Source organism: Streptomyces sp. 4F14 (assembly GCF_048159485.1).
In the GTDB taxonomy this organism is placed as follows: Bacteria; Actinomycetota; Actinomycetes; order Streptomycetales; family Streptomycetaceae; genus Streptomyces.
On sequence record NZ_JBLRVY010000001.1, the window covers coordinates 301,330 to 327,780 of the forward strand.

The window sequence follows — 26,451 nt, forward strand, 5'->3', positions numbered from 1 at the left end:
GCTCCTTGGTGTGGGGGGTGGGGGCGCTGTCGCACCGTCAGGCGGTCATGGAGGCGACGATGACCCGTTCGAGGTCGCGTGCGGTGACGTCGCGCGGGCAGCACACCAGCAGCCGCTGCTGCTTGAGCGCGCCCTCGACGAGGTGCGGCAGGTCCTTGGTGCCGTAGCCGAAGTCCTTCAGCCCGGCGGGTCCTGAGGTGTCGGCGACGATGCCCAGAAGTGTGGAGGGCAGGACATCCGCGCCGTTGGCCGTGGTGACGCCGTTCAGGTTCGCGCCGAGCAGTTCGGCGGCGCGCAGGTGGCGTTCGGGGGAGGTGGGGTAGGTGAACTCGAAGGCGGCGGCGGCCGTGGAGACCACGGCGGCGCCGTGCGGGACCATCGCGTGGTCGACCTGGTACCCCTGCGGCCGGTACTCCTCGACGAGGCCGGCGATGGGGTAGGCGCAGGCATGCGGGATGTGGGTCCCGGCGTTGCCGAACCCCATGCCCGCGAAGCTGGCGGCCCGGCTCATCCCCGTACGGGCTTCGAGGTCGTCGGGGTTGAGGACCGCGCGCCTGAGGTAGCGGCCCACCAGGTCCAGCGCCTGTTCGGCCCAGATGTCGCTGATCGGGTTGGCGCCGATGTACAGCGGCCGGTCGCCGGGTGTGGGGTACGGCGGGCGCCGGTCGTAGGCGCGTGCGGTGTAGGACTCGCAGGCGTGGGTGAGGACGTCGTAGCCGGACGAGGCGGTCACCGCGGGGGGCAGGGTGAGGGTGTTCGCCGGGTCGACCAGCGCCAGGGAGGGGAGCAGCCGCAGGTCGCTGATGCCGGTCTTCACCCGCAGGTCCGTGACGCCGAGGGCGACCATGGCGGTGCACTCGCTGCCGCTGCCCGCCGTGGTGGGCACCGCGACCAGCGGTTTGAGGGGGCCCGGGATCGCGGCTCCGGCGCCGATCGGTGCGTTGAGGTAGTCGCGCACGGGGCGGCCGGGGTGGCTGAGCAGCAGGTTCAGCATCTTGGCGGTGTCGATGGAGCTGCCGCCGCCGAGGCCGACGTAGCCGTCGACCTGGAGTCCGGCCAGTTCGCGGGCCGCCTCGGCGCAGCTCTCGTCGGTGGGTTCGACCCGGGCGCGGTCGAACAGGGTGACCGAGATTCCCTCCTGTTCGATGGTCTTGGCGACCCGGGCGGGCAGACCGAGGGCGGCCAGCACGGGGTCGGTGACCAGCAGTACCGACGCGACGCCCGCCCTGCGCAGCTCGTGGCCGATCTCGCGGGTGGCACCGACACCGAACTTGAGCGGTGGAGCTTGCCAGCTGATTATTCGTTCCTGCTCCGGCGCATTTCTGCTCCAGTCGAGCGACTCCACAGTCCGACCCCGCCTTCATTCGCTGAACGTGGAAATCCGGCCGAGGCACAGAACGGTGCAGGATGCCTGTTTGGATGACTCGGCGGACTAGGCCAAAATGGTCCACGGATCACGCATAATCTGTCCGGGTGACGGCCATCCTAGACAGTCGGTTTTGAGCACGCCATAGGACTCCAGTCCTATGGCCGAATTAACTTGGTGACACATCAAGGAATAGTGGGTCCAGCGGCGGAATTAATCGTTCCGTGAATCGCTCCGCTCCTCCCCAGGGTGTTTGAGGGGCTTCGGACCCGGAAACCCTGACGGACCCGCCGGATCCGCACAAGCCCGCTCCCGGCCATTTCACCACCCACCGGAACCACCGCATCCGGTCATGGACACCCCGCCCCGATCGGGCGCTCTCCCCGGCCGTGGCAGTAATTCGTGGTTCATCGTCAGTGCTGACACTGTTGCCGGCGCGGCCGGTTCCGCACAGTGAGGGGCATGGCACAGAACAACGGGACGAAGGCGTCCGACGGGCCCGGGAAGCAGCACGCCGGGGTGCGGCAGGTCTGGCGCGAGTCACCGGCGGCGGTGAAGTCCCTGCTGATCGGGACCATGATCAACCGGCTCGGCGGCTTCGTACAGGTCTTCATGGTGCTGTACCTGACCCACCGCGGATTCTCCGACACCCAGGCGGGCGCCGCCCTCGGCGTGTACGGGGCGGGCGCCGTGCTCGGGACACTGGTCGGCGGCTGGATGTCCGACCGGCTCGGGCCGCGCCTGACCATCGTCTCCACCCTGCTGGGCTCGGCCGTCCTCCTGCCGTGCGTCCTCTACCTCGACAACTACTGGGCGATCCTGGTCGTCATCACCTTCAGCGGAGCCGCGAGCCTGGCCTACCAGCCCGCCTCCACCAGCATGATCAGCCTGCTCACCCCGCCCGAACGGCACATCATGATCTTCGCGATGGGCCGCCTCGCGATCAACCTCGGCACCACGGCCGCGCCGCTGCTAGGCGCCGCCCTGGTGAAGGTCTCCTGGGACTTCCTGTTCTGGGGCGAGGCACTGGCCGTCGTGGTCTTCTCCGCCGTCACCGCCACCACCCTGCCGCGCCGGGGACCCGAGCCGGACACGGCGACGGCCGGCGGGAAGGACGGGGACGAGGACGGCGCCGAGCCGAAGGACGCGCCGAGGGCCTCGTACCTGGCGGTGCTCGCGGACCGCAGGTACCTGATGTTCCTGCTGGCGATGTTCGTCAGCTCCGTCATCTACATCCAGCACATCTCCGCCCTCCCCCTCGCCGTGAAACACCTGGGCATGGACATCGAGGTGTACGCGGCGATGATCGCGCTCAACGGCCTCCTCGTCATCGCCTGCGAACTCCTCGTCGCCAAGGTCGTCCAGCGCTGGCAGATCAGGACCGCCGTGATCATCGGGGTGCTGCTCACCGGCGTCGGCATGGCCATGTACGCCCTGCCGTGGGGCCTCGCGGCCCTGGTGATCGCCACCCTCGTCTGGTCGCTCGGCGAGATCATCGGCTACCCGTCCCTGTTCTTCGCCTACCCCGCACAGGCGGGACCTCCCGGACTGCGGGGCCGCTACCTGGGTGCCTCCAACGCCCTGTACGGCCTCGGCAGCGCCGTCGGACCGTTCATCGGAGTGATGGTCTGGAACCGCTACCACCAGGGGCTGTGGGTCCTGTGCGGAGTCGTGGGACTGGTGGCGGCGGGCGCCGCGTGGGCCGGTGTGCGGCCACCGGCCGCGACAGCCGGTGACAAGAGCGGCGGGGAACCTGTGGCCGACGCGGAGATCCGCACCGGCACATGACAGCGGCACCGCACCGGGGCACCACCGACGATCGCGACACCAGCGGGAACCATCGCAGAAGGAGAAACAACCAGATGCCACGCCGTGTAGTCCTCGTCGACCCCTACTCCGAAGCGGCCGAGTACGCGAACGCGTTCCGGGCACGCGGAGTCGAATCGGTGGCCGTGCTCAGCACGCCCGCACCACTGAAGTCCTATCTGCACGGCTGGAAACCGGAGACCTTCGCCGCGACCCACTTCTACGACGGCGACTTCGCGAAACTCGCCGAGACCGTACGCTCCTACGACCCGATCGCCGTCATCCCCGGCAACGAGCACGCGGTGATGCTCGTCGACCGGCTCGTCGAGGAACTGGCGCCGGGAACGGGCAACGACCCCGCGCTCTCCGCCGCCCGCCGCGACAAGTGGCCGATGCTCCAGGCCGTCGCCCGGGCCGGCCTCCCGCACCTGCGCACCCACGCCGCCACCACCGAGGAGGAGGCCGCCGAGTGGCTGCGGGACAGCGGCCTGGAAGGGGCGGCCCTGGTCCTCAAACCCCGGTGCAGCGGCGGCACGGACGGCGTGCACAAGGTGGAGGCCGGAGAGGACTGGCGGCCTGCGTTCCGGGAACTGCTCGGCTCGGTCAACATGTTCGACCTCACCAACGACAGCATCCTGATCCAGGAGTTCGCCTCAGGCACCGAGTACGTCGTGGACACCTACTCCGTCGACGGGGAACTGGGCGTCGTCGCCGTCGTCCAGTACAGCAAGTCCGTCCGCGGGGACCGCATCGGCGTCTACGACGCGGAGGACTACCTCCACCCCGACGACCCGCTGGTCGCGGTCCTGGAGGGCTACACACGCCAGGTCGCCGCGGCCGTCGGCGTCCGCACCGGATGCACCCACACCGAGATCATGCAGACCGACCGCGGACCACGGCTCATCGAGATCGCCGCGCGCCTCGACGGCGGCTGCGGACAGCAGGCCGCACGGCTGGCCACCGGCGACTCCCAGATCGACCGCGCCGTACGCCACCACCTCGACGGCACCTTCACCCCCGGGTACTCCATCGCGCAGCCCACCCGGGTGGTCTGGCTCTCCGCGCCCAACGGCGGGATCATGCGTAACGCGGAGGTCCTCGACGCGGCCCGCGACACGGCCTCCTTCCAGAAGATGGCCTGCCGCTACCCCAACGGCTCCCGGGTGCCCAAGACCGAGGACCTCTTCACCACACTCGGCTGGGTGCTGCTCTCCACCTCCGACCCCGACCTCCTGGACCAGGACACCAAGCGGGTCCGGGAGATCGAGGCCAAGGTGGTGGTGGATCCGCTGGACCCGTAGAGAAGGCGGGCGGGCGGCTACTTGCCGTCGGCGAGTCCGGCGAGGGCCTGGCCGAAGACCTCCCGCGCGCGGTCCAGGACCCGGCCCCGCCAGTCGGCGTCGGCGGGGCAGAACGCCTCGCGGATCAGCCCCTTCAGCTCGGAGCGCACGGCGTCGGCCGGCGCCCGGTGCCGGTGCAGCCAGGCGTCCGCGCACAGGCCCACCAGCACCTCGGGACCCGGCTGGGTGCCGAACTCCAGGGTGATCGCGGTCAGTCTGGTCGCCGTCCCCACCCCGGCGGCGACCGCCGTCGCCGTGTTGCCGACGATCGGGGTGGAGGACGAGGTGCCCTCCTCCGACGCCGTGAGCGCGTCCCCGTACCAGCGGTGTGCCCGCGCGCGGGCGTCGGCGTCGAGGCCACCGCGGAAGATGGGCTCGCCGACGCCGCGCTCGCCGAGGCCGGTGTGCAGGTCGATGTAGCCGACGTGGGCGGCGCCCGCGATCTGCTCGGCCACGACCGTCTCGAACACCCGGCGCGACCAGGTGGGTGCCGTACCGCCGTAGAAGAGACCGTCAGGGTGGCGGTACTGGCCGCGGGTGACGGCCTCCTGGAGACGCTCCGCTCCCAGCCCGCCGCGCAGCGCGAGGAGCCGGGCGACCAGCTCGCCGGGGACGAACGCGCCGTCGTCGGCGGGGACGAGCGCCGCGTGCACCGCCTCGTACGCCTCGCTGTGCGGGGGAGCCGCGTGGTCGACGAAGTTCCGGTTGACGTCGATGTTGTCCTCGTTGACGCGCCGCAGATAGGCGAAGCCGTACGGATTGAGGCCGTGGACGAGCAGCACCCCGGTGACGGGGCCCGCGGCGGAGCGCGCGACGCCCTCGCCGAGCAGCACGCGGGTCTGGCAGGCGGAGCCGCAGAAACCCTCGATGCCGTGCGTCCCGGAGACCGCCACGAGGAGCTTCTCCGGTGCCGAGGGACCCAGGTAGGCGGTGTCCACGGCGAGTTCCCCGCCGTCCGGTCCGCGGTGGCCCGGCAGGACGAAGGACCTCAGGCGCGCGCCGGCCTCCCTCGCCGCCGTCAGGAAGTCCGCGCGCGCATGCGCGTAGTCGGGGGGAAAGCCGTGCAGGGACTCGTCGGACATGCTGCCTCACGTTCCAGGGTCGCGGTGGTCGGGGACGGCCGACGGGCCCGGCCCCCGGACAGGGACACCGGACCCGGTGGAGGGGGGCGCCTCAGCGCGGCACGGACGGCAGCGGCACCCCGAGAGCCGTGAGGATCGCGTGCGCACCCGCCCGGGTGGGCACGTCGAGCAGGCACAGCACCCGGTCGCCCGGCCGGGTGTGCTCGGCGAAGTACCGGTTGGCCGCCGGTACGTGGCTCAGCGGGCGCTCCCGGTACAGATCGAGCGGCCGGCCCAGACCGGGCACGACACCGCGTACCGCGTCGAACCGCGCGCCGGGCGCGAGCGCGCCCGCCACCTCGGCCGCCAGCTCCGCCCGGCCGGTGTCCTTCCCCGCGAGGTCCGGGTACATGGTGATGTCCGGATGGCCGCTGAAGGCGGACATCGCGCAGTGCACCACAGGGTTGTACGTCTTGAGCGCGATCACCTGGGGGAAGGGACGGCCCTCCGCGAGGAGCCGGGCGAAGTGCAGGGCCCAGCTCTCCTTGAAGACGACGCCGCCCCGGTACGCGTCCCCCACGAACTGGATCATGATGTGGAGGCAGGGCCGGCCCGAGGGCAGCTCGGCCCACCGCGAGGTGAGCAGCGAGACGACACGGTCGCGGTCCCGGTCCACTCCGGCGATCACGTAGTCGGCCTGGGTCAGCATGTCCCGGCGGAGCGTGAAGAGCTGCCGGGTACGCAGTCCCGGCATGGCCAGGACCAGGCCGTCCACGATCCACTTCTCGGTCTCGGTCGTCAGCTCCGGGCCGGGCGGCAGGGCGGTCACCTCGACCCCCCGCCGCCCGGCCGGACCTCCGGCCCGGTCGTCGGCCACCGCCGGCCCGCTCAGGCGTCGGCCGCGGTGGGCAGCGGGATCTGCGCGTCGCTCTTGCCGACGACGGTGAGCTGGTGCAGCTCGACGAAGTACAGCTTCCACAGCCAGTAGATGTGGTCGAGGTGCTCGATCACCTTCTGCTCGTCGGCCTCCGAGGTGATCAGGGTGGACAGCACCCGCCACACGAAGTCGTCGTGGTCGTCGTCGAGGTCCGTGTTGACGTGCGCGCGGGCCCCCTTGACGTTCTCCTCGCCGAGGACGGTGCCGAGGTTGTCCAGCCAGTCGGGCTGGGTTCGGGTGGTGACGTACTCGACGAAGTACACGCTGGTGATCAGCGCGAGAGGGCTGTCCTCGAACTCCATGCCGTACTGGAGGTAGCCGGTGAGCAGCTTGGTGGAGAGGAGGGGCTCGGTGGAGTAGATCTGGTCCTTGGTGACGCCGACCTTGGCGAGGTCGGCGGCGAAGAGCCGGTCGTGCAGCATCTCGTCGTCGGTGTAGTGGGCCCACGCCTTGGCCTGCACGGGGTCGACCTTGGTGAAGTACTTGATGGCCAGCGCGTCCACCGTCCGCTTGCGGCGCAGCCGCAGGATCGTCTCGATGTTGTGGCGCTTGTAGTAGTCGAGGTTCAGGTCGGAGGAATTCTTCTGGTGCTGCGCGTAGGGCACCGTCTCGTAGAAGTCCTTGATGAAGGTGTCCAGGACCGCGTCGACCCTCTTGCGCAGTTCGGGGTTGGTCGTCATGGCGTGCTTCCCTCCTCGGGTTCAGGGGCCTTGGGTTCAGTGGCAGCCGCAGCTCGCGCTGGAGACGCGCTGCATCCGGCCTCGGCGCACCGCTTTGCGGGCGCCGAGCACGGCCGTTCCGTCCGATGCGACCAGCGAACTGCGGGGGCACAGGAAGGCCAGGGCGAAGCGTGTGGTCGGGGTGACCCCCAGTCCGAGGTTGACGACGCCGCCGGTCGCGCCGTACACCTCGTTGGGGCCGCAGTTCGCCGGGATGACCTCCGTGCCGGTGTTGATCCCGAAGCCCAGCTCCCAGATGACGCGGTAGCGCGGGTCGTCGGTGAGGAGCTTGTCCAGTTCCGCCGCCGCGGGGGCGGCCGCCGCCGTCTGCGGGGTGACCGCCTCGATGCGTCCCGCGACGACGCTCAGCGTCACCGCGTTCGCGACCAGCGGCGACAGCGCCTCGAACAGCCGCTGCTGGTCGGGGCCGTCGGCCGGGTCCTCGTGGCGGTGGACGATGGGCCAGCCGCGCAGCGTGAGGTCGCCGTTGAGGCCGACGAGCCGGGCGTCCGCCTCGAACGTGGTGATGTCGGCGGCGGTGACGCTGAGCTTTCCCGGCGGGAAGATCTGCTGGTCGCCCGGTTCCAGGACACCGGCCTGCTGGTTCCACACGACGTCGCCCGCCGTGTGGTCGAACTCGGCCTCGGTGCCGGAGACGTCGTCGACGATCGTCAGCCGCTCGCTGTCACCGACCAGGTCGAAGAACTCCTCGGCCGTACGGGTCTGCCGGGCGACGTCGGTACGGGCCGCGCCGCGCAGGAAGTAGGCGACGTGCTCGTCGGTCAGCGGGGTGGAGCCGGCGGGCAGGACGGCGAGCTTGCGCGCGCCCAGCTCCTGCACGGACGGCGAGTCGAGGAACCGGCCGGGGCAGACGGCGAGGACGTGAGCGTCCTCGGGGGTGTGTCCGGCGATCAGCTCGCCGATGCGGGTCCTGGGCGGGAGTGTCAGGCGCAGCACGCGGGAGCAACCGTCGCCGGGCAGCAGGGAGAGCGCCGCACCGTACCGCTCACTCGTGATCAGACAGAAGGTGTCGGCCGGATCGCCGAACTGTTCGAAGTCGCTCGTCGAGAATTCCAGCGGTGCCACGGGGGACTCCCTGGTGAATACCTGTCGGTTGTTCGCTCGGTCATCTGGAGAACCCCACGGCGGGGCATGATGCATGCCCCGCCGCAGGTCGGTACTCAGCCCAGGAGCGTGCCCAGGTAGTTGCGGTTCTTCTGCACCTTGATCTTCTTCATGGCGAGTCACCTCCTGTCCGCGTTGGTTTCTGTGCTCACCCCGCGTGCGTCGGGGGCCGTACGCCGCTAGGAAGCGGCGGCGACCCGCTCGACGGTGGGGTGGTCGGGGTGGCCGATCACGGCGACGCCGCTCGTGGTCAGCACACGGGTGTCCGGCACGATGATGTCCAGGTGGTACTGGGTGTACGGGGTGAGGCCGAGCCCGTAGTGCAGGCAGCCCTCCGTACCCCCGTACACCTCGTTCATGGCGTGGTTGCCGGGCAGGATGTCGTGCGTGGTGTTGAGGGCGTGGCCGATCTCCCACACGATGCGGTAGCGGGAGTCCACGGCGAACATCTGCTCCAGCATCGCCACCGCGGGGGCCGCTCCCGGATCCAGCGCCTCCAGCCGCGTGATCCTGCCGTCCTCGACGACCGCCTTGATCGCGTTGTCGCGCATCGCCCAGAGCTGGGAGTGGATGCGGGCCTGGTCGGCGCGGGAGAACGACGGGGTGCCGTTGTGCAGGATCGGGTAGCCGCGGAGCGTGATCTCGCCCTCCAGCGGCAGCTTCAGCGCCTCGTCGAACTCCCTGATCTCGACCGGCAGCACGCTGATCTCGCCGGAGGGGACGATCTGCTGGTCCCCCCAGTCCAGCGGGCCGGCCTGCTGGTTCCAGACGAGGCCGTCGCGCAGGTGGTCGAGGGTGGCGCGGGTGCCGTGCTTCGGGTCGGAGTAGACGAGGTGCTCGGAGTCCTCGGCCAGCTCGAAGAACGTGTCGCAGAACGCGGCCTGGTCGGCGGCGGAGGTGCGCTCCATCACCTTCAGGAAGTGCCGGATCTCCGCGAGCGTGGTGGGCGTCGAGTTGCACGCCATCCCCATGATCTTCCGCTGGCCGACGAGGTCGGGGTCCGGCGACTCGAAGAACCTGTGGGGCGAGACGACCAGTATGTGGGCGGGTTCCGGAATCCGCTTCTCCAGGATGTCCGTGAAGTCGTCTCCACGGTCCAGTGTAATGGTGAGGAATTCGCGATAGGAGGCCGTTTTCACGACGTCGATCAGATCGACCAGCTCGGAATTCGTGACCAGACAGAAGCTGCTTCCGGTGGCTTCGCCGAACTGGCTGAAACGGCCGGGATCAATGGTTATGAGTTCGGACACGATCACTCCCGTCATAGCCTCCGCGAATTTCCTCGCCGTGGGCACAACTCTGGCTCAGCGGGGAGTGGCAGCGCTATAGGACGATGGTCCCTGGGCCGTTACTCCCAGGGGTTCGGGCATTTCGCCCGCGGGAACGTCAGCCTGGCCGGGCAACCGAGTCGACGCCGGGGCGGGCGTACCGCTCCGGGTCGCGGACGGAGGCGTGGCGGGGGCGGGTCGGTAGTCTCGGGGGCGAGGTGCCGTCATCGGAGTCGTGCGTCAGGGCGCTGTGCCGGGGCTGGCGCGGGGTTCAGCTGTCCGGGGCCTTGATGTCCTCGATGTTCTCGATGTCCTCGGGCGGGGAGAGCGGGCTGGTCAGGAGCCGGGTGGTGCCGGATTGCCGGTGAATCCGCTCGGTCGCCCCGCCCTTGGCGGTGATCTTCCCGCGTTCGTCCTGCGGGTACGCCACAGCGCGGTGATCCGGTTCTCCGCCAGGGCCTTGGTGTGGTCCGGTGGTGCTGGCCGACGCTCGATGCCGATCGTGGGATCGCCTTCGATCCAGCCCTGGCGCTGCCATCGGCCGATCGCCTTGCGGGCGATGGACAGCTCCCGGTTGACGGTGTCGGCGTCCATCTCGTCTGCCCGCGCCGCCGCCGGCTCACCGACGAGCATCCCCCCACGTCGTGAGCGAGATCCGGTAGATCCGCGCGGAGGACTCCGCGATGCCGGCGCCGGTGAGGTACCGCTCGACCGCCACGGTGTACGACGCGGGAGGGGCTGACATATGGGCACGACGCGGGCACACGGCAACCGCAACGCGCCCCCGCCTCCGAGTTCGGCCACCGGTTCGGTTGTCCCGCCCGACCAGCCCGACCAGCCCGACCCGCCCTTCCGGCACTGGCACAGTAAATCCGGCATTCACCGCGACGGGATCCGGCCGCAGGCGTGATGGTGGGGAGTTTGACCGCCGTCGCGGCCATCGACGCGGCCGAGGCTGCTGTCAAAGGCTGGAAAGAGCCCGGCGCCGCGATCCGGATTCGTCACTGCGAGTTTGGGAGCCCGCTATCCGCCGAACGCGCTGTTGATGGCTGCCGTGCCGGCCTCGTGCAACCACTGACTGGCCACCGACTCCGGGGCCCTGCCCAGCGCGCTCATGACCAAGTCGTACGCGCGACGTAGTGTTGTCGGGTTCGGCTGCTGAGCCGATGCCTGGTCGCGTAGCGCTGCGGCTTCGCCACTGAGCTCGGCCTCGGCAGCCTCATCGAGATCGAGCTCACCAATCTTCGCCAGCACATCTTTTGCGAATTGGAGCAGCGCGTTCGGTTCCATCCCCCATGTGTTGTTCATGGTGTTCTCACGTCCGAATTGAATGTTGTGGGCTCCGGACTGGACCGTCGTGTTGTAGGTGTCGCCTGCTGATGCGGACCTGGGGTGGAGGAAATCCGACACGGTCATCCCGCTTTCTGCGCAGTCGAGTCCGAGACGGGTCAGGGAAATCTTGTGCGAGGTGTAGATTTCCCGATGCCCGGGATCCGTCCAGTTCATCTTGTGGATCACTTCCACAAGGTTTCGTTCGGCCAGGTACTCCATCGCCTCCTGTAAGTCCTCGAACTCCAGCGGAATTCCTTCGAACGAGGCATCGAGAGATCCCATGAAAGCATTACAGACCGGAGTTCGGTCACCGTGGTGGTACTGCTGATGCACCCAGTGCAGGAGAGCGTTACGTGTGTAGACGGCACGAGCAGTCGGATTCTGCGCGGCGCGGGCCACGCGCAGCGCCTCACGCTCTTCCGCTTCCTGTTGTCTCTGTACGGCCCGCCTCGCCTGCTCGGCCCGAGAGGCGGTGGCAGCTGCCATCAACATGCGGCCGATTCCGTTGAGCCCTCGGCGTAGTCCGGTCGGTTGCTCGTTGGAATTATCGCGGTCCACCGGGACTCTCCCTCTTCGGCTGCCACGCTTCGGTGTCACACCACGCGAGGTGCCGGCGTGGCTGCCCGGGGGCCGGGAACGGTCGCCGATGCGAGGCCGAGGCGGCTGTACATGTCGAGGTTCACCTCACCGTAGGGCCGGACGCGCGACCAGAACAGAGGGGTCGGACCTCGCCGGTCGAAGGGGGCGAGCGGGTCGGCCCCCTCCTGCTCGTCGCGCCGGTTCGAGGCGATCTCCCCGCCCTTGCCGTAGGCGATCGCGCTTCCGTCGTCATCCTGGTCGGCGCCGGCCGCCGGAGCCACTACTCGCTCGATGCTCTCCGTACGACAGCGGGCCAGCAGTTCCAGACGCACCTGCCGCGCGACGAACTCCACTGCCTCGCCCGACAGCTCGAACCGGCCCCGGGGAAACCGTCCGTTCTGCGTGGAGAACTTCCACAGGACGATGAAGCCCAGCCGCGTCGCACCGCGCTTGCCCGCCACAAGCGCCTGCTCGTCCTTCACCAGTGTCCAGTGCTCAACCAGCTCATCAAGGTCCGTCTGCGCCCGTGTCACGGTCGCCAACCGTCCCGGCCCGGCTTCAACTGCCGCAGCAGTGCGACTATCTGTTCACCCGTATGAGGTACGCGACAGCCCGACGGCCACCCGGTGCGACGCTGCCCGCTCCTAGGTGAGGTGATCGACCGGCGGGGCGCGCAGGCCGCGTTGACCAGCGTGTCCAGGCCGCCGAGCCCGCAGGCCGCCTCGGCGACGACTGTGCCTACGGAGTCCTCGGCGGAGATGTCCGGCATGGCTGTGGCTGCTGTGACGGGGGCGCAGGGGAGAGTGGAGGGGCTCAGCGGGCCGTCTCGTCGGAGGCCGACGAACTGGGCAGGCACATCTGGTTGAACGCCCGGATGGTCCCCTCCATGTCGACGTCCGGTTCCAGCAGCCACTGCAACTGGAGCCCGTCCGACAGGGCGATCAGCATGCGCGCCATGTGGCGGGCGGAGACGTCCGTACGGGCCCCGTCCTGCTCCTGGGCCGTGCGCAGGCCGTGCTCGATCTGCCGGGTCAGGTCCGTGTAGCGGCGGGTGAAGAACGCGTGCGCCGGGTGCTCGGGGTCGGACGCCGCCGCGGACAGGGTGACGAAGAGGTCGACCAGTCCGCGCTGGCGCGTGTTGTGGGCCGCGGTGAGGGCGACGGCCTCGCCCGGTGTCGTCACCGCGGAGGTCGCCTCGACGTCCACCGCGTCCCGCTCGGCCAGGACGGCCACCAGGAGTTCCTCGCGGGAGTCGAAGTAGTGCAGGACACCCGCCTGGGACATGCCCACCCGGTCGGCGATCTCCTTGAGCGACGAACCGCGCTCACCGTGCTCGCTGTAGACCTCCAGCGCCGCGCGCAGGATCTGCTGACGGCGTTCCAGCCCCTTGCGGTAGGGGCCACGGGGCTTGCGCGGTGTCGTCACGCTCCGACCGTACTTCACACCGCGTGCCGTCCGGACGCCGGGGCGTGGCCGATGATCATGACGGTGAGGCGGGGTCCGTACGGCCCTCTCAGGCGGGCGCCTTCCCCGCCCCGGCGTCCGGCGCCGTACGAGACCGGGGGACCAGGACGAACACCCCGGCTGGACCGGCGACATCCAGGTCTTCTCACCCACCGCCGCCTACCTCTACGACAGTTCGGGCTTCCTCACCTCCTGGCTCGCGGACCTCGCCGCCGAACAGGGCGAGAGCGGCGTCGTCCCCTTCGTCGTCCCCAAGGCCGTCCCCGGCGCCGACACCCCCACCGCCGCCTGGGGCGACGCCGCGACCGTCGTGCCGTGGGTGCTGTATGAGCGCTACGGCGACACCGGAGTCCTCGCCGCCCAGTACGACTCCATGCGCGCCTGGGTCGACCACGAGACGTCCCTCGCCGGCGCGAACCGGCTGTGGGACAGCGGCTTCCAGTTCGGCGACTGGCTCGACCCCACCGCCCCCGCCGGACGCCCGGACGCCGCCGCCACCCCGGGCGAACTGGTCGCCACCGCCTGCTTCGCCCGCTCCGCGGACATCCTGGCCCGCACCGCCGGGATCCTCGGCGAGACCGAGGACGCCGAGCGCTACCGCACGCTCGCCGCCGAGGTCCGCGCCGCGTTCCAGGCGGAGTACGTCACCGGCGCGGGCCGCATGATGTCCGACGCGCCGACCGCGTACGCCCTCGCCCTGCGCTTCGGCCTCCTGGCCGACGCCGCCCAGCGCGCGCACGCCGGCGACCGGCTCGCCCAGCTCGTGCGGGCGGGCGGCCACAAGATCGCCACCGGCTTCGTCGGCACCCCGCTGATCTGCGACGCCCTCGCCGACGCCGGGCACCTCGACACGGCGTACCGGCTGCTGCTCCAGCGGGAGTGCCCGTCCTGGCTCTACCCCGTCACCATGGGCGCCACCACGATCTGGGAACGCTGGGACAGCCTCCTGCCCGACGGCACCGTCAACCCCAGCGGCATGACCTCCTTCAACCACTACGCGCTCGGTGCCGTCGCCGACTGGCTGCACCGCACGGTCGCCGGCCTCGCCCCCGCGGCCCCCGGCTACCGCCGCCTGCGGATCGCGCCGCGGCCCGGCGGCGGCCTCACCCACGCCGGGGCGAAGCTGCTCACCCCGTACGGCGCCGCGGAGGTGTCCTGGTCCCTGGCCGGCGACCGGCTCACCGTCGAGGCCCTGGTCCCCCCGAACACCACCGCCGACGTCCTCCTGCCGGGCAGCGGCACCACCGTCGAGGCCGGCTCCGGCCGTCACACCTGGACCCTCCCCTTCACCACCGCCGCCCCCGAACTCCCGCCGCTGTCCCTGGACATGACGGTCGACGACCTCCTCACCCACGAGGACGCCGCCGCCGTCTTCAAGGACCTGCTCATCTCCTACGTCCCCGAGGCCGCCGCTTTCATCGACAGCGGCTCCGGCGGCGCGACCGGCACGACCCTGCGCACCGTCGCTGCGATGCTCCCGAACGGCGACACCTTCCTCGACGCGCTCATCCGAAAATTGATCTCTCCAGAGGCGTGTCGGGGCGGCCCGTGAGCGGAGTGCCGACGGGCCGGGGCCGGTAGGGCTCATGAACGATCTCGCAGATGCCAGAGGAAACGGCCTCACCAGGCAGCAACCACCCCAATTTTCAGCACGGAACGGGCGTCACCGCAGGTGATCCGATGGGCTCATGAGAACCATCTGACCCTCTGTCAACACACTCCGCATCTCGGGGAAACCTCCGTCATATGCATAGCCTTGATGCGGTTGACGCCCGGACGGGGGTGTCGCGGAACACGGTGCACGCGCGCCTGAAGAGGCTCCGCGACGGTGGGTCGCTGGGCACACCCAGCGACCCTCTCTCCCCAGCAGCAATCGGCCTACCCCTACTCGCCTTCGTGACTCTGTCCGTGTCGCAGCAGCAGATCGACTCGGTCTGTGCGGCGATCGGCGCCATTCCAGAGGTCATCGAAGCGCACACCACGACGGGAGATGCAGATCTCATGCTCCGAGTAGTCGCGCGCGACACCGCTGATTTGCACCGGATCACGCAGAGCGTGCAGTTGGCGCCCGGTGTGCAACGCAGCAGCACCTCGATCGCGACGACCGAGGTCATCCCCCGCCGCATGTCTCTTCTCCTACATCGACTGGCGACGGACGATTCGTGACGAGCTTCGGAGGTGCTTTGGGGGACGTCAGCCTCGAGCTTGAGCGGCGCCGCCGGGCGCGCGGCCTTCCGTCGTGTCCACGAAGCAGCGGCCGAAGTCGTCGACGAGATTGACCTGGCACCTCCCGCACCGCGTCGGCCCGCGACGGCGCTGGCGTCACCCGGCGCGCTGGCACCGGATGCGCCCGGACCTGCCTCCCGCTGACATTCCGTGCTTTGCCGGAGGGGCGACGGGCTGAGTGCGTTGTGGCCAGCCGGGTCGTGTCCCATGAGGGACACCGTTGGCGAATTCGACGGTGCGCTATGCAGGGCGAAGGCGCGCGAAGCCAGAGGTCCTGGTCTTGGCCGGCGGGGTCTGGGTCAGCCAGACGTCCGTGCTGATGAGGTTGAGGGCCGTGGCGGTGAGTATGTGCTGGAGACGGGTCTTGTCCAGGCCGGTGTAGCGGCTTCTGCGCAGGCCGCAGCGGCGGAGTCCTTGGCCGATGGTCCCTTCGACGCCGGCGCGGGTGGCGTAACGCCGCTGCCACTGGTCGGTTTTCTGGAGCTGCCGCCGGGCGCGGATCGCTTCGTGTTCCTCGCGCGGGACCAGGGCGAGTTTGCGTGGCTCGGTCTTCGCGCGAGTGCATTTCGACCGCACTGGGCAGGCGGCACAGTCATGGCGTTCGAAAAACACGTTGGACTGCCAGTGGCCGGTCCGCTGCTGTTGGTGCGGCTTCCAGCGGACGCTGCGCTGTCCCTGGGGGCAGATGGCGACAGCCTGCCGGCCAGGACGCGGATCCACCGTGTTCGCCCTGGACGCCGCCGCCGGGAAAAGGAAGTGGGCCTACGCCATCGGCACCACATCAGGTCGTCTCCAGCCGTGGCCGACGGGGTCGTCCACATCGGCAGCGACGAGACAAACGTCTACGCTCTGGACTCCGCCACCGGAAACAGGAAATGGGCGTACGCCACCAGCGCCAAGGTCGGATCATCACCAGTCGTCGTCGACAACGTGGTGTACATCGGCAGCGAGGACAACAGCCTCTACGCCCTCAACACCACCACCGAGGACCACCCCGCCTAGTGTTCCTCGTGGCGAGGACGTCCGGGTTCGACGAGAGGCGGCAAGCGCCGCTCATCGGGTTCACAGCCACGCGTCGACGGCGGCCGCGAGGTCGTCCTGGCTCTGGAAGACGTGCCCGTTCATGCCGACCGCCTGCGCCGCGCGGACGTTCTCCTCGCGGTCGTCGACGAAGAGGAAGTCGGCGGGTGCGGACCGCAGGGCGACGACGGAGTACTGGAAGGCGGCCGGGTCGGGCTTGGCGGCACCGATTCTTCCGGAGAAGGCGAGGTGGTCGAGATCATGGAGCCAGGGCTGTGCAGCGAGGAAGGCGTCCGCGTGGTCGGCGGGGATGTTGGACAGCAGGGCGACCCGGACGCGGTCCCGCAGGTTCCGCACGTAGGTGACCATGCGGTCGTCGACGCGGGACCAGCTGTCGATGTCGGTGAGCCGCAGCTCCTCGATCATGTCGGCGTCGGCGGGGCAGGACAGCGCGTGCAGGACGTCGGTCCAGTACGCGGACGCGGTCTGCCGGCCAGCGTCGTAGGGCGGGCGGTGGGTCCAGTAAGCCGTGGTGAAGGCGTCGCCGGAGGTGTGGCAGCGGGCGGCCATTTTCTCCAGAGCGCCCGGTCGTTGATGGCGGGCGATGACCCCGAAGAGGTCGAAAAGCACGATGCGGTGGCGGTCGGTGATCATGTGGATCGCTTTCCTTGCGGTTGCGGGGCGTTCGGTTCAGCGCCGGTCGGGCAGAGCGCGGGCGAGTGAGTCCAGTGCGGCCAGGCGGTCGGGGCCCGCCGGGGCGAGCACGACGCTGGTCGCGCCGGCGGCGTGGCGGGCGTCGATCGCCGCGCGGGCCTGGGCGGGGGTGCCGGCGATGCTCAGCTGACGGACCCAGTCGGCGGGCATCGTCTGGGCGAAGTGCCGGGCGTCGGGGCTGGCGGCGCGGTGTGCGCGCAGTTCCTCGGCGAAGGGCAGGGGGTCGATGTGTGCGGCCCACTGCGGCTCACCGACCGACTCCAGGACCGCGCGGACACGGGCCAGGGCGGCTTCCTCGTCGTCGTCCACGGCGGCGGCGTCGTAGGCGACGATCTGCGGTGAGTTCGCGGCGGCGGAGCCCAGGTTGCGCAGGGAGGCGCTGATGTAGCCGGGTGCGGCGGGCTCGGCCAGAAGGAGGCCGTCGGCGACCTCGCCCGCGACGGCCTGCGACTTGGGGCCGCGGACGCCGAGAATCACCGGGGGGACGATGTCGGGGACCTCGGTCAGGACGACGCCCTCGCAGCGTACGTACCGGCCGTTCTCGGGACCCGGCTTGCCGGCGATGAGCAGGCGGAGTGCTCTCGCGTACTCCTTGATGAGCGTCAGGGGGCTGGTGGGCCAGGACCCGACCTGACGCATCCAGGCGGGCATGCCGTGGCCGATGCCTGCGACGATCCGGCCGGGGTGGAGCTGGGCGAGGGTGGCCAGCTCCATCGCGGCGAAGGCCACGTTGCGGGCGCCGGCGGGCATGATGCCGATCCCGACAGTGAGGTTCGTGGTGGCGGCCAGGACGGTGGCCGCCTGGGCGACACCACCGCGCCAGCCGAGGTCCTCCACAACCCAGACCTGGTCGAACCCCAGCTCCTCGGCACGCCGCACATAGGGCAGCACCTTGCCGACGGGGAGGTCGAGCGGCAGCATGACACCGACGCTGCCGCGGGCGGGCACTGCGGGGGACTCGGACATCGGGGACTCCTTCGGTCGGCTGAGGTCTTCCCTCCCCGGTCCGTGACGAGCGGGAAGATAGGGGCTTGTGCGGCACGGTTGTCAGGGACCGTGCCGCACAAGCGGTCAGTGGGTGTTGGCTGCCGTCTCGCGCTCGCGGGTGCGGTCGTCCGGCCTCTCGCTCCGGCGGACGACGACGGGGTCGGTGCGCAGGACGCCGGCGCCCACGGCGGTGGTCACGCACAGCAGGGTCAACAGGACGAATGCGTGGTTGAGGGCGACGAGTTGGGTCAGCCAGCCGATCACGGCGGGGCCGGCGAGCATGCCGACGTAGCCGAGCCCGGCGACACGGGAGACGTTGGCCCCGGCTGCGGAGGGGTCGACATGCCCGGCCGCGCTGAACAACTGCGGGATGCAGCCGGACAGACCCAGGCCGAAGAGCGCCCAGCCGATGAACACGGCCGTCATCCAGGGGCAGAGGATCACGAGGGTGATGCCGACGGCGGCCGTGGCCGCGCCGTACCGCAGGATCGCCGAAGGACCGAACCGGGCGGCGAAGCGGTCGGCGAGCAGTCGGCCGCCGGTCATGGCCGCGGCGAAGGTGCCGTACGCGAAGGCCGCCGTACTGGCGGGCGCACCCAGGGCGTCCTTGAGGTGCAGGGCGCTCCAGTCGTTGGCCGCGCCCTCGCACAGCATGACCATCAGCGCAAGGACCGCCAGCAGCCAGACCCTGCCCGTGCTGCCGCGGCGTGCGACGGCCGGTGACGCGCCGGTCTCCTTCGCGGAGCCGGGGCGCCCGACGGCGGGAGCGGCCGGCAGCAGGGCACGTTTCGCGGCCAGGGCGACCATGACTCCCACGGCACCCATGACGGCCATGGTCACGGCCGGGTTCAGGCCGATGCCAGCCGCCCCCGCTCCGGCGAGCGCGGCGAGGACACCGCCGACGGAGAACGTGGCGTGGAAGCCGGACATGACGGGTCGGCCGTACGCCTTCTCCACGTGCACGGCATGGGCGTTCATGCTCACGTCCAGGCAGCCGTTGCAGAATCCGAAGACCAGCAGCGCGGCGGCGAGCGTCCACAGGTCCTGGGCGAGGCCGGGCAGGAACAGAGTCGTGCCGCACAGTGCACCGCCGGTGGGTACCACGGTGCGGGTGCCGAGGCGGTCGGTCAGCGGACCCGCCACCTGCATGCCCACGAAGGCTCCGACCCCGAGCACCACCAGTAGGCCGCCGAGCGTGGCGTGACTGATGCCGACGCGTTCCTCGATCGCGGGGATGTGCACCACCCAGGTGCCCATCAAGGTGCCGCACAGGACGAAGTAGACGTAGGTCGCCACGCGGGCGGCTCGTAGGGAACGTTCCATACCGAACAGCGTAGCGAACATTTCTAGCGTTCGGAAATCACGGTAACGAACAGTGTTGTTGTTCATTTCACGGTGGTGTTCAATCGCGGTATGAACAACGCAGACCGGCACCGGCTGATCGCGAAGGTGGTCAGGGATTCCGGGGGTGCCACGGTCCAGGAACTCGCGGAGCTGACCGGCGCCTCGGAGATGACCATCCGGCGCGACCTCGACACCCTCGCCGCCCAGGGTGTCCTCGAACGCGTCCGGGGTGGGGCCCGTACCCTGCTGCTCCGGGGCGCGGAGCCCCCCTTCGGGTTGCGCGCCCACGAGGCGGTCGACGCCAAACGCCGGATCGCCGCCGAGATCTCCGCGCTCATCGCCGACGGTGAGAGCGTCCTGCTGGACAGCGGCACCACCTGTCTGGAGGTGGCCCGTCTTCTGCGCGAGCGGCCCGTCACCGTGATGCCGCTGTCCCTCCAGGCCGTCCATGTGCTCGCGGAGGCACCCGGCCCGGCCACCCTGGTCGTGCCCGGCGGCCAGCCACGCGCCGCGGAAGGAGCCCTCACCGGCCCCCTCACCCTCGCGTCCCTGGCCGCCTTGCGCTTCGACACCGCGGTCGTCGGTTGCTGCGGCCTGACCGCGGCCGACGGGCTGACCGCCTATGACCTCGACGACGCCGCGGTGAAGAAGGCGGCCATCGCCTCCTCCCGCCGCGTCATCGCCGCCGCCGATGGCAGCAAGCTCGGCCACACCGCCTACGCCCACGTCGGCCCCGCCGCCCTGGTGCACACCCTCGTCACCGACGCGTCCGCGGCCGCGGACGAGGTCACCGCACTTGAAGCGGGCGGAACCGTCGTCCGGACCGTGTGATCTCGGCGCGGGCGTCAGCCCGTTGACGCACGGATGAACGAGGCGGCCCTCTCACCGATCATGATGGCGGGAGCATGGGTGTTCCCGGTGACGAGCGTCGGCATGATCGACGTGTCCGCCACCCGGACGTTCTCCAGCCCGCGCACCCGGAGCTCGTGGTCGACGACCTTGCCCATCATGCAGGTGCCCGACGGGTGGTAGTAAGGAGAACGACTGCGTGCGGATGAAGTCGTCGATGTCCTGGTCGCGGTCCGACACCGGGGCGAGCCCGGCGTCGGCGGCCCCGTGCAGGTCCGAAGGTGCGAGTGGCGCAGCCGTACCGAGCCGCGGCTCGCGGGTCGTGCGACATACGGGCCGAACGACATGCCGGGCTCAAGGGGCGCGGCGAGGCCCTCGTCGCGGACGATGCCCAGCGCGGCGTGCACCTGGATGTCCGGAACGGGGACGCCGTCGCCGGAGCTGAAGAAGCCGCCGGTCTCGTTCCACGCCATCGGGCCGGTGCCCTGTCGGCGCAGGAGCCGCTCCTCCTCGGAGGTGTCCGGTCCCAGGAGCGGTTCGGTGTCGCTGAAGAAGCTGATGAAGCACCCGGTGTGATCCTGCATGTTCCTGCCCACGTCCGGCAGGTCGTGCAACGGGGTGATCCCACCCGCGGTCAGCTCCTCGGCCGGCCCCACGCCGGACTGGAGCAGCAGATGGGGCGAGTTGTACGCGCCGAGGGACAACGCGATCTCCCGGCCGACATGGATCGTCCCCACGGTCCCGAGGCGGTCGACCTCGAGGCCGCTGGCCCGCGAGCTGGTGGTGGCCCACGCCCTCCTGGTCGACTCCGTTGAAGTCCGCGTTGAACTTGTGGCCCGTGTCCTGAGCCGCCTCGACCCATGCCGTCAGCAGAGGGTGGACGGAGTTGGGGTTGCTGACCGTGAGGGGGCCGCCAACACCGTGGAAGTCGTCCGCCCCGCGCTCATTGTCCTCGGACTTCTCGAAGAACGGCAGTACGTCGTCGTACCCCCAGCCCGGGTTGCCGAGCCGCTCCCAGGTGTCGTAGTCGTAGCGGTGGCCGCGGACGTACAGCATCGTGTTCATCGAGCTGGTGCCGCCGATCGCCCGGCCGCGGGGCAGGTAGGCACGGCGTCCGCCGAGCTGCGGCTCGGGTTCCGTCTCGAAGTCCCGGTCGAACGCCGTCTTGAGCTGCTGCGAGAATGGGGCGGGCATCTCGAAGAGCCGGCCCGTGGCCGGCAGCCCGGCCTCGATCAGCGCGACCGTGACGTCGGGATCCTCGGACAGCCGGGCCGCTACAGCGCAGTCCGCCGAGCCGGCCCCGACGGCGACGTAGTCAAACGATTCCCTGTCCATTGAGCCTCCGCGGAAGTCCGGTCGCCCTGATCGGCGCGTGTCGCCCCTGGAGAGGCTAGGGACGCCGGGCATCCTCGACCCATGAACGAAGTGCGCACTTGGGGCGCCATTCGTTACCCATTCCGTGCATGTGCTGCATCCGGGCCGCTGCTTAGGATCTCTTCGAAACACCATGGCAAAGAGGGGACCCCGACTCATGTCCGACCCGGTCCGTCAGGATTACACGCCTCCGGGGCTTCGGCCCGACGCCCTCGTCTCAGCCGGTACCGCCGAGGAGATCAGCGCCGACGTCCTGATCATCGGATCCGGCATGGGCGGGTCCTCGCTGGCCTGGGCACTGAAGGACTCCGGTCTCGACGTACTCGTCGTGGAACGGGGCCGTTTCCTCCCTTGTGAACCCGAGAACTCGCAGCCGGCCGAGATGTACATCAAGGGCCGGTACAAGAACGCCGGTTATTGGTACGACGGCAGCAACGGCAAGCCGTTCGCACCGGGCGTCTATTACTGGGTGGGCGGCAACACCCGTTTCTACGGCGCGATGCTGCCCCGATTCCGGCGCAGCGACTTCACCGAGGTCGAACACCACGAGGGTGTCTCGCAGGCATGGCCTTTCTCGTACGACGACCTGGAGCCCTTCTACACCGCCATGGAGGAGTTGCTCCAGGTGCACGGGCAGACCGGTGAGGACCCGACCGAGCCGCCCCGCTCCAAGCCGTACCCCTATCCGGCGCTCCAGCACGAACCGGAGATCGAGCGTTTCTCCCGGTCGCTGCGCAGGCAGGGCCTGCACCCGTTCCACACCCCGAACGCCCTGAACATCAGCACGCAGGCCGACCGCGCCGCCGTGACGACCGCCGACGGCTGTCCGGACGAGACCGGGATGAAGTCCGACGCCGAGAACCGGCTCCTGCTGCCCGCGCTGAGCGACGGCGTCAAGATCCTCACGGGTGCGGAGATCACCCGTCTGATCACCTCGCCCGACGGCCGCAAGGTGGTCGCCGCCGAGGCACGGCACGAGGGCCGTACCCTCCGGATCAACGCCAAGTCCTTCGCCCTCGCCGGAGGTGCCGTCAACTCGGCCGCCCTGCTGCTGCGTTCGGGCGGCGACGCGCACCCCCAGGGGCTCGCCAACTCCTCGGGGCTGCTGGGCCGCAACTACATGGTCCACAACAGCACGTTCTTCGTCGGGGTGAACCCGCTGCGGACCAACCCCACGAAGTGGCAGAAGACGGTCGGCCTGAACGACTTCTACGAGGCCGGACCGGGGACGCGCTTCCCGCTCGGGAACCTCCAGATGCTGGGCAAGCTCCAGGCGCCCATGCTGAAGCCGGCGCGTCCGTGGGCGCCGACCTGGGCCCTGAAGCTGATGGCGGCCCGGAGCCTCGACATCTACCTGACGACCGAGGACCTTCCGTCCCGGGACAACCGGGTCCGGGTGGACGGCGACCGCATTCTCATCGACTGGACGCCGACCAACCTCGCCCCGCACCACGAACTCGTGCGCCGGGTGACCCGTGCGGTCCGCAGGGCCGGCTATCCGCTGATCTTCACCCAGCGCATGGGCATCGAGACCAACTCCCACATGTGCGGAACGGCTGTCGCGGGTCACGACCCGGCACGCAGCGTGCTCGATCCGCTCTGCCGCAGCCATGACGTCGAGAACCTCTGGCTGGCCGACTCGTCGTTCTTCCCGTCCTCGGCGGCGCTGAACCCAGCCCTGACGATCGGCGCGAACGCCCTGCGGATCGCCCCCTCCCTTGCGAGGGCGACGAAGGCGTCGTAGCGGTCAGGTCCGCCGCAGCGTCGGTTTGCGCAGCAAGTCGTGCCCGCGCACGGCCAGTTGCAGCCGCTGCTGGTTGCTGACCTGGGTGAGGTCGAGGCCGAGGATCTCGGCGAGCTTGTCGAGGCGGTGGTAGAGCGTGCGGCGCTGGATGAACAGCTCCTCTGCCGCCCGCGCCTTGTTGCCACCGCAGTCGAGGAACGCGCGCAGGGTGGGCAGCAGAGGGTTCTTCACCAGGGCGTCGTGCTCCAGGAGCAAACCGAGTTCGTCCTCGACGTAACGTCTGAGCTCGGGACCTTCGGAGAGGGCGACGAGGAGGCGCAGAGCCCCCAGGTCGTCGAAATGACGTACTTCCGCGGTCGAGGCGGCCGCCGCGACGGAGGCCGCGCTGCGGCTCTGGCGCAGCGCCAGCGGAAGGGCCGCCGGCTCCACGATCCGGCTGATGCCGGCCCGTACCCCGTGATCGGCCAACAGGGTCTGGACATGGCCGGCGTCCGTGCGGGTGGGCAGGCCCACGACCGCCACGTCGAAGTCCCCGGTGTCGCCCACGACGGCCGGCCACCCGGCCTCCTGCAGCAGGCGGGCGAGGAGGTGGTCCTTGTCGGGCTCCTCGTTCCCCGCCCATGCCGTGACGACGATGAGTTCCCGTCCGCGCAGGTCCTGACCGAGCGCCAGGCTGAGGACCACGAACCGCTCTCCCGTGATGTCACCGAGCAGCAGCCGGTTGAGCAGTGCCGTCTGGCGCTGGGAGGCGCGGGCGCCGCTCTCCCGCTCGCTCAGGAGTGAGATTGCCACGGCCGCGGCGGCACGCTCCAGCGTGCGCAGTTCGGGCGGGCTCGGCTGCCGTCCGCCGTGCAGAAGGTGGAGCCACCCCCAGGACTCACCCCGAAGCACCACGGGCTGGCGGGCGCACGGCGCGACCTCGCGAAACGATGCCGCCGAGGCGGTCGGAACCTCGGGGCCCTGTGCCAGGAGCGAGGGGTGGCGTTCGTGGATCGCCCGGGAGTGCGCACTCCACTCGTCCACGACCCGGTCGGCGGCCGGCGTCGCGCCGCCGTACGCCAGCATCTGGTGGGCGACGTCCTCCAGAACCACGGGGTGCCCGGTGCGCCGGGCCAGCTCCCGGACGACGCCGACGTAGTCCTCGTCCGCCAGGAGCAGATCCATGAACGCCTGACTGGTGGCCTCCTCGGCGATCAACTGCTTGACGCGCATCCCGACCAGGACCTCGTGGACCTGGGCCGACGTTTCGACGAAGGGGATCTCGTCGGCGAGTCCCACCAGGGGCAGGCCGACCGCCTCGGCCTCCTCGATCACGGCCTTCGGCATGGAGTCGAACATGCGCCCGGCCAGTTCGATGACGAGGACGGCCGCGTGGGCGTCAGCGAGCCGTCGGATGAAGGCACGCTGCTCAAGAGCGGTCGCGCCCATGCCGAGGCCGGCGGTCAGCAGCATCTCCTGACCCGTGAGAAAGCGGTGGATGTCCGGGATCTCGCCAGTGTGCACCCAGCGCACGGAACGGTCGAGATTCCTCTCCCCGGCGTACACCCGCACGACGGTGCGCGTGAACACCTCCAACTCCAGGACGGCGCGAACCGTCAGGACTTCAGCCATGAGCCACGACCTCGGTGTGTGCAGGACCGGCGCCCAATATTGCACACGTTGCGCCTGTCGCCCTACCCCCCGTTTCCCCAGACTTCAGGGCAAGCCCGCAGGCACGACCCCGTGCAAGGAGTGCAGAGTGTCAGCCCAACACCAGACCATCAAGGCTCCTGTCGCCGTGAAGACGGCACGGACCAGCCGTCCGGAAATCGTCGAGACCGTCGCGGACGTGATCGCCGACGTACGGGCGAACGGCGACGCCGCCGTGCGCCGCTGGTCGCAGAAGTTCGACGACTGGGGGCCGGAGTCCTACCGGCTCGGTCCCGACCAGATCGCCTCCGTCGTCTCCTCCGTCCCCGAGACGGTCCTTGACGACCTGCGGTTCGTCCAGAAGCAGGTCCGAGGGTTCGCCCGGGCGCAGCGTGACTCCCTCACCGACTTCGAGGTGGAGACGCTGCCCGGAGTGTTTCTGGGACAGCGCAACGTCCCCATCGGCGCGGCCGGCGCCTATGTGCCCGGCGGCCGTTACCCCCTCACCGCGTCGGCCCACATGACCGTCCTGACGGCCAAGGTCGCCGGTGTCGAACGGGTCGCCGCGACAACCCCGCCGGACCGGGGCGCCCCGCCGCCCGTCAGCATCGCCGCGATGCACCTGGCCGGGGCCGACGAGATCTACGTCATGGGCGGTGTCCAGGCCGTGGCCGCCCTCGCGCTGGGCACCGAGACGATCGACGCGGTCGACATGCTCGCCGGCCCCGGCAACGCCTACGTGGCGGAGGCCAAGCGCCAGCTCTTCGGCGAGGTCGGCATCGACCTCTTCGCCGGACCGACGGAGGTGCTGATCGTCGCCGACGAGACTGCGGACCCGTTCGTGGTGGCCACGGACCTGCTCTCCCAGGCCGAGCACGGACCCGACTCACCAGCCGTCCTCATCACCACCTCCGAGCCGGTGGGCAGACAGACCATCGCCTGGGTGGACAAGCTCCTGCCCGGCCTGCCCACCGGCGGGGTCGCCGGTCCTGCCTGGCGCGACCACGGCGAGGTGATCGTCGTCCCCACCCTGGACGCCGCCTACGCACTCGCCGACGAGTACGCGAGCGAGCACGTCCAGATCCTCACCGCCCACCCCCGCGAGGCGCTGCACCGGATGCGCAACTACGGCGCCCTGTTCCTCGGGGACAAGACCTGCGTCGCGTACGGCGACAAGGTGATCGGCACCAACCACGTGCTGCCCACCCTGGGGGCGGCCCGCTACACCGGCGGTCTCTGGGTCGGCAAGTACCTCAAGACCGTGACCTACCAGGAGATCAGGGACGCCGGGTCCAGTGCCCGGCTCGGCGAGATCTGCGGCAGGGCCTCACGCATCGAGAACTTCGAGGGACACGCGCGCTCCGGTGACGTCCGCGCCGCGCGGTACGGATCGGCCCGGCTGGACTGGACCGACCACACCTTTGAGCAGAGCTGATCCGCGATGCCGGATCGCGACTTATGCCGGATCGCTGAAGCGGCCCGGCAGCCGTTCGACAAGGAGCACGTCCCCCTCGACTCACGGAGATCGCCATGTCAGCTACGGACAATGAGGCGCACTCGGCGCCCA

The 26,451-nt window shown here is 70.0% G+C and carries 26 protein-coding genes and 2 pseudogenes; 9 read left to right on the plus strand and 19 right to left on the minus strand.

The window, feature by feature from the left end; genetic code table 11:
- Window positions 1–37: 37 nt before the first annotated feature.
- A complete protein-coding gene (locus ACLZOT_RS01205) occupies window positions 38–1,345 on the minus strand; it encodes a hydroxyacid-oxoacid transhydrogenase (protein ID WP_416966746.1) in 1,308 nt (435 codons plus the stop codon).
- A gap of 483 nt (window positions 1,346–1,828) precedes the next feature.
- On the opposite strand from ACLZOT_RS01205, the gene ACLZOT_RS01210 reads away from it, so the two are divergent.
- Both ACLZOT_RS01210 and ACLZOT_RS01215 read left to right on the plus strand, forming a co-directional pair.
- Window positions 1,829–3,154 carry an MDR family MFS transporter gene (locus ACLZOT_RS01210; RefSeq protein WP_416966747.1) on the plus strand — a complete coding sequence of 442 codons (1,326 nt, stop codon included), beginning with the start codon at window positions 1,829–1,831 and terminating at the stop codon, window positions 3,152–3,154.
- A 74-nt stretch (window positions 3,155–3,228) separates the two neighbouring features.
- Window positions 3,229–4,473 (plus strand): ATP-grasp domain-containing protein, encoded by a 1,245-nt coding sequence (locus tag ACLZOT_RS01215; RefSeq protein ID WP_416966748.1) that lies wholly within the window; start codon window positions 3,229–3,231, stop codon window positions 4,471–4,473.
- A gap of 17 nt (window positions 4,474–4,490) precedes the next feature.
- Here the strand turns inward: ACLZOT_RS01215 and ACLZOT_RS01220 are convergent, their stop codons facing one another.
- From ACLZOT_RS01220 to ACLZOT_RS01270, 11 genes are all read right to left on the minus strand, one after another.
- Window positions 4,491–5,594, minus strand: a complete 1,104-nt coding sequence (locus ACLZOT_RS01220; RefSeq protein ID WP_416966749.1) for a M14 family metallopeptidase — start codon at window positions 5,592–5,594, stop codon at window positions 4,491–4,493.
- 91 nt (window positions 5,595–5,685) lie between these two features.
- Window positions 5,686–6,450 carry a hypothetical protein gene (locus tag ACLZOT_RS01225; protein ID WP_416966750.1) on the minus strand — a complete coding sequence of 255 codons (765 nt, stop codon included), beginning with the start codon at window positions 6,448–6,450 and terminating at the stop codon, window positions 5,686–5,688.
- Between the two features lie 11 nt (window positions 6,451–6,461).
- Window positions 6,462–7,190: a hypothetical protein gene (locus ACLZOT_RS01230; protein ID WP_416966751.1), complete on the minus strand. Its 729-nt coding sequence runs from the start codon at window positions 7,188–7,190 to the stop codon at window positions 6,462–6,464.
- 36 nt (window positions 7,191–7,226) lie between these two features.
- Window positions 7,227–8,315, minus strand: a complete 1,089-nt coding sequence (locus ACLZOT_RS01235; protein WP_416966752.1) for a hypothetical protein — start codon at window positions 8,313–8,315, stop codon at window positions 7,227–7,229.
- 218 nt (window positions 8,316–8,533) lie between these two features.
- Window positions 8,534–9,604, minus strand: coding sequence for a hypothetical protein (locus ACLZOT_RS01240; protein WP_416966753.1), 1,071 nt, complete (start codon window positions 9,602–9,604; stop codon window positions 8,534–8,536).
- A 289-nt stretch (window positions 9,605–9,893) separates the two neighbouring features.
- The gene (locus tag ACLZOT_RS01245) at window positions 9,894–10,052 is read right to left on the minus strand and encodes a hypothetical protein (RefSeq protein WP_416966754.1); all 159 of its coding nucleotides are present in this window, start codon (window positions 10,050–10,052) and stop codon (window positions 9,894–9,896) included.
- A gap of 189 nt (window positions 10,053–10,241) precedes the next feature.
- Window positions 10,242–10,367: a hypothetical protein gene (locus ACLZOT_RS01250; RefSeq protein WP_416966755.1), complete on the minus strand. Its 126-nt coding sequence runs from the start codon at window positions 10,365–10,367 to the stop codon at window positions 10,242–10,244.
- A gap of 278 nt (window positions 10,368–10,645) precedes the next feature.
- Entirely contained in the window at window positions 10,646–11,512 is an 867-nt protein-coding gene (locus ACLZOT_RS01255; protein WP_416966756.1) for a hypothetical protein, read from the minus strand.
- Window positions 11,513–11,547: 35 nt separating this feature from the next.
- Complete coding sequence (locus tag ACLZOT_RS01260) at window positions 11,548–12,066, minus strand: DUF4158 domain-containing protein (RefSeq protein ID WP_416966757.1); 519 nt, start codon at window positions 12,064–12,066, stop codon at window positions 11,548–11,550.
- Window positions 12,063–12,302 (minus strand): hypothetical protein, encoded by a 240-nt coding sequence (locus tag ACLZOT_RS01265; RefSeq protein WP_416966758.1) that lies wholly within the window; start codon window positions 12,300–12,302, stop codon window positions 12,063–12,065. The genes ACLZOT_RS01260 and ACLZOT_RS01265 overlap by 4 nt, the downstream gene beginning before the upstream one ends.
- 44 nt (window positions 12,303–12,346) lie before the next feature.
- Entirely contained in the window at window positions 12,347–12,958 is a 612-nt protein-coding gene (locus ACLZOT_RS01270; protein WP_416966759.1) for a TetR/AcrR family transcriptional regulator, read from the minus strand.
- 154 nt (window positions 12,959–13,112) lie between these two features.
- Here ACLZOT_RS01270 and ACLZOT_RS01275 point away from each other — a divergent pair.
- From ACLZOT_RS01275 to ACLZOT_RS01285, 3 genes and pseudogenes are all read left to right on the plus strand, one after another.
- Window positions 13,113–14,021, plus strand: a pseudogene (locus ACLZOT_RS01275) (alpha-L-rhamnosidase); the annotation flags it as partial.
- Complete coding sequence (locus ACLZOT_RS01280; RefSeq protein ID WP_416966956.1) at window positions 14,019–14,549, plus strand: alpha-L-rhamnosidase C-terminal domain-containing protein; 531 nt, start codon at window positions 14,019–14,021, stop codon at window positions 14,547–14,549. The pseudogene ACLZOT_RS01275 and the gene ACLZOT_RS01280, both read left to right, overlap by 3 nt.
- A 356-nt stretch (window positions 14,550–14,905) precedes the next feature.
- Window positions 14,906–15,163 carry an Lrp/AsnC ligand binding domain-containing protein gene (locus tag ACLZOT_RS01285; protein WP_416966760.1) on the plus strand — a complete coding sequence of 86 codons (258 nt, stop codon included), beginning with the start codon at window positions 14,906–14,908 and terminating at the stop codon, window positions 15,161–15,163.
- 300 nt (window positions 15,164–15,463) lie between these two features.
- On the opposite strand, the gene ACLZOT_RS01290 is transcribed toward ACLZOT_RS01285, so the two are convergent.
- Window positions 15,464–15,943 (minus strand): transposase, encoded by a 480-nt coding sequence (locus tag ACLZOT_RS01290; RefSeq protein WP_416966761.1) that lies wholly within the window; start codon window positions 15,941–15,943, stop codon window positions 15,464–15,466.
- Window positions 15,944–16,021: 78 nt separating this feature from the next.
- On the opposite strand from ACLZOT_RS01290, the gene ACLZOT_RS01295 reads away from it, so the two are divergent.
- On the plus strand, window positions 16,022–16,225 hold the full coding sequence (locus ACLZOT_RS01295) for a PQQ-binding-like beta-propeller repeat protein (protein WP_416966762.1): 204 nt from the start codon (window positions 16,022–16,024) through the stop codon (window positions 16,223–16,225).
- A 60-nt stretch (window positions 16,226–16,285) separates the two neighbouring features.
- Here the strand turns inward: ACLZOT_RS01295 and ACLZOT_RS01300 are convergent, their stop codons facing one another.
- From ACLZOT_RS01300 to ACLZOT_RS01310, 3 genes are all read right to left on the minus strand, one after another.
- Window positions 16,286–16,897 (minus strand): HAD family hydrolase, encoded by a 612-nt coding sequence (locus ACLZOT_RS01300; protein ID WP_416966763.1) that lies wholly within the window; start codon window positions 16,895–16,897, stop codon window positions 16,286–16,288.
- Between the two features lie 36 nt (window positions 16,898–16,933).
- Complete coding sequence (locus tag ACLZOT_RS01305; RefSeq protein ID WP_416966764.1) at window positions 16,934–17,923, minus strand: LLM class flavin-dependent oxidoreductase; 990 nt, start codon at window positions 17,921–17,923, stop codon at window positions 16,934–16,936.
- 105 nt (window positions 17,924–18,028) lie between these two features.
- On the minus strand, window positions 18,029–19,267 hold the full coding sequence (locus tag ACLZOT_RS01310) for an MFS transporter (RefSeq protein WP_416966765.1): 1,239 nt from the start codon (window positions 19,265–19,267) through the stop codon (window positions 18,029–18,031).
- Between the two features lie 90 nt (window positions 19,268–19,357).
- On the opposite strand from ACLZOT_RS01310, the gene ACLZOT_RS01315 reads away from it, so the two are divergent.
- The gene (locus tag ACLZOT_RS01315; protein ID WP_416966766.1) at window positions 19,358–20,119 is read left to right on the plus strand and encodes a DeoR/GlpR family DNA-binding transcription regulator; all 762 of its coding nucleotides are present in this window, start codon (window positions 19,358–19,360) and stop codon (window positions 20,117–20,119) included.
- 14 nt (window positions 20,120–20,133) lie between these two features.
- Here ACLZOT_RS01315 and ACLZOT_RS01320 read toward each other — a convergent pair whose 3' ends face one another.
- Window positions 20,134–20,721, minus strand: coding sequence for a GMC oxidoreductase (locus ACLZOT_RS01320; RefSeq protein ID WP_416966957.1), 588 nt, complete (start codon window positions 20,719–20,721; stop codon window positions 20,134–20,136).
- 45 nt (window positions 20,722–20,766) lie between these two features.
- Window positions 20,767–21,670: pseudogene (locus ACLZOT_RS01325) on the minus strand (GMC family oxidoreductase); the annotation flags it as partial.
- Here ACLZOT_RS01325 and ACLZOT_RS01330 point away from each other — a divergent pair.
- Window positions 21,669–23,255 carry a GMC oxidoreductase gene (locus ACLZOT_RS01330; RefSeq protein WP_416966767.1) on the plus strand — a complete coding sequence of 529 codons (1,587 nt, stop codon included), beginning with the start codon at window positions 21,669–21,671 and terminating at the stop codon, window positions 23,253–23,255. The pseudogene ACLZOT_RS01325 and the gene ACLZOT_RS01330 overlap by 2 nt on opposite strands.
- Before the next feature lie 3 nt (window positions 23,256–23,258).
- Here the strand turns inward: ACLZOT_RS01330 and ACLZOT_RS01335 are convergent, their stop codons facing one another.
- Window positions 23,259–24,866, minus strand: a complete 1,608-nt coding sequence (locus ACLZOT_RS01335) for a PucR family transcriptional regulator (RefSeq protein ID WP_416966768.1) — start codon at window positions 24,864–24,866, stop codon at window positions 23,259–23,261.
- 127 nt (window positions 24,867–24,993) lie between these two features.
- Here ACLZOT_RS01335 and hisD point away from each other — a divergent pair, with 127 nt between their 5' ends.
- Complete coding sequence (gene hisD, locus ACLZOT_RS01340; protein WP_416966769.1) at window positions 24,994–26,319, plus strand: histidinol dehydrogenase; 1,326 nt, start codon at window positions 24,994–24,996, stop codon at window positions 26,317–26,319.
- The last annotated feature ends 132 nt before the right edge of the window (window positions 26,320–26,451 follow it).

What these genes read in the sequence shown, in the direction of transcription:
- ACLZOT_RS01210 (WP_416966747.1), top strand. Translation starts at nt 1,829, where the DNA reads ATGGCACAGAACAACGGGACGAAGGCGTCCGACGGGCCCGGGAAGCAG.
- ACLZOT_RS01215 (WP_416966748.1), top strand. Translation starts at nt 3,229, where the DNA reads ATGCCACGCCGTGTAGTCCTCGTCGACCCCTACTCCGAAGCGGCCGAG.
- ACLZOT_RS01220 (WP_416966749.1), bottom strand. Translation starts at nt 5,594, where the DNA reads ATGTCCGACGAGTCCCTGCACGGCTTTCCCCCCGACTACGCGCATGCG.
- ACLZOT_RS01230 (WP_416966751.1), bottom strand. Translation starts at nt 7,190, where the DNA reads ATGACGACCAACCCCGAACTGCGCAAGAGGGTCGACGCGGTCCTGGAC.
- ACLZOT_RS01250 (WP_416966755.1), bottom strand. Translation starts at nt 10,367, where the DNA reads ATGTCAGCCCCTCCCGCGTCGTACACCGTGGCGGTCGAGCGGTACCTC.
- ACLZOT_RS01265 (WP_416966758.1), bottom strand. Translation starts at nt 12,302, where the DNA reads ATGCCGGACATCTCCGCCGAGGACTCCGTAGGCACAGTCGTCGCCGAG.
- ACLZOT_RS01300 (WP_416966763.1), bottom strand. Translation starts at nt 16,897, where the DNA reads ATGATCACCGACCGCCACCGCATCGTGCTTTTCGACCTCTTCGGGGTC.
- ACLZOT_RS01305 (WP_416966764.1), bottom strand. Translation starts at nt 17,923, where the DNA reads ATGTCCGAGTCCCCCGCAGTGCCCGCCCGCGGCAGCGTCGGTGTCATG.
- ACLZOT_RS01310 (WP_416966765.1), bottom strand. Translation starts at nt 19,267, where the DNA reads ATGGAACGTTCCCTACGAGCCGCCCGCGTGGCGACCTACGTCTACTTC.
- ACLZOT_RS01315 (WP_416966766.1), top strand. Translation starts at nt 19,358, where the DNA reads ATGAACAACGCAGACCGGCACCGGCTGATCGCGAAGGTGGTCAGGGAT.
- ACLZOT_RS01320 (WP_416966957.1), bottom strand. Translation starts at nt 20,721, where the DNA reads ATGCAGGATCACACCGGGTGCTTCATCAGCTTCTTCAGCGACACCGAA.
- ACLZOT_RS01330 (WP_416966767.1), top strand. Translation starts at nt 21,669, where the DNA reads ATGTCCGACCCGGTCCGTCAGGATTACACGCCTCCGGGGCTTCGGCCC.
- ACLZOT_RS01335 (WP_416966768.1), bottom strand. Translation starts at nt 24,866, where the DNA reads ATGGCTGAAGTCCTGACGGTTCGCGCCGTCCTGGAGTTGGAGGTGTTC.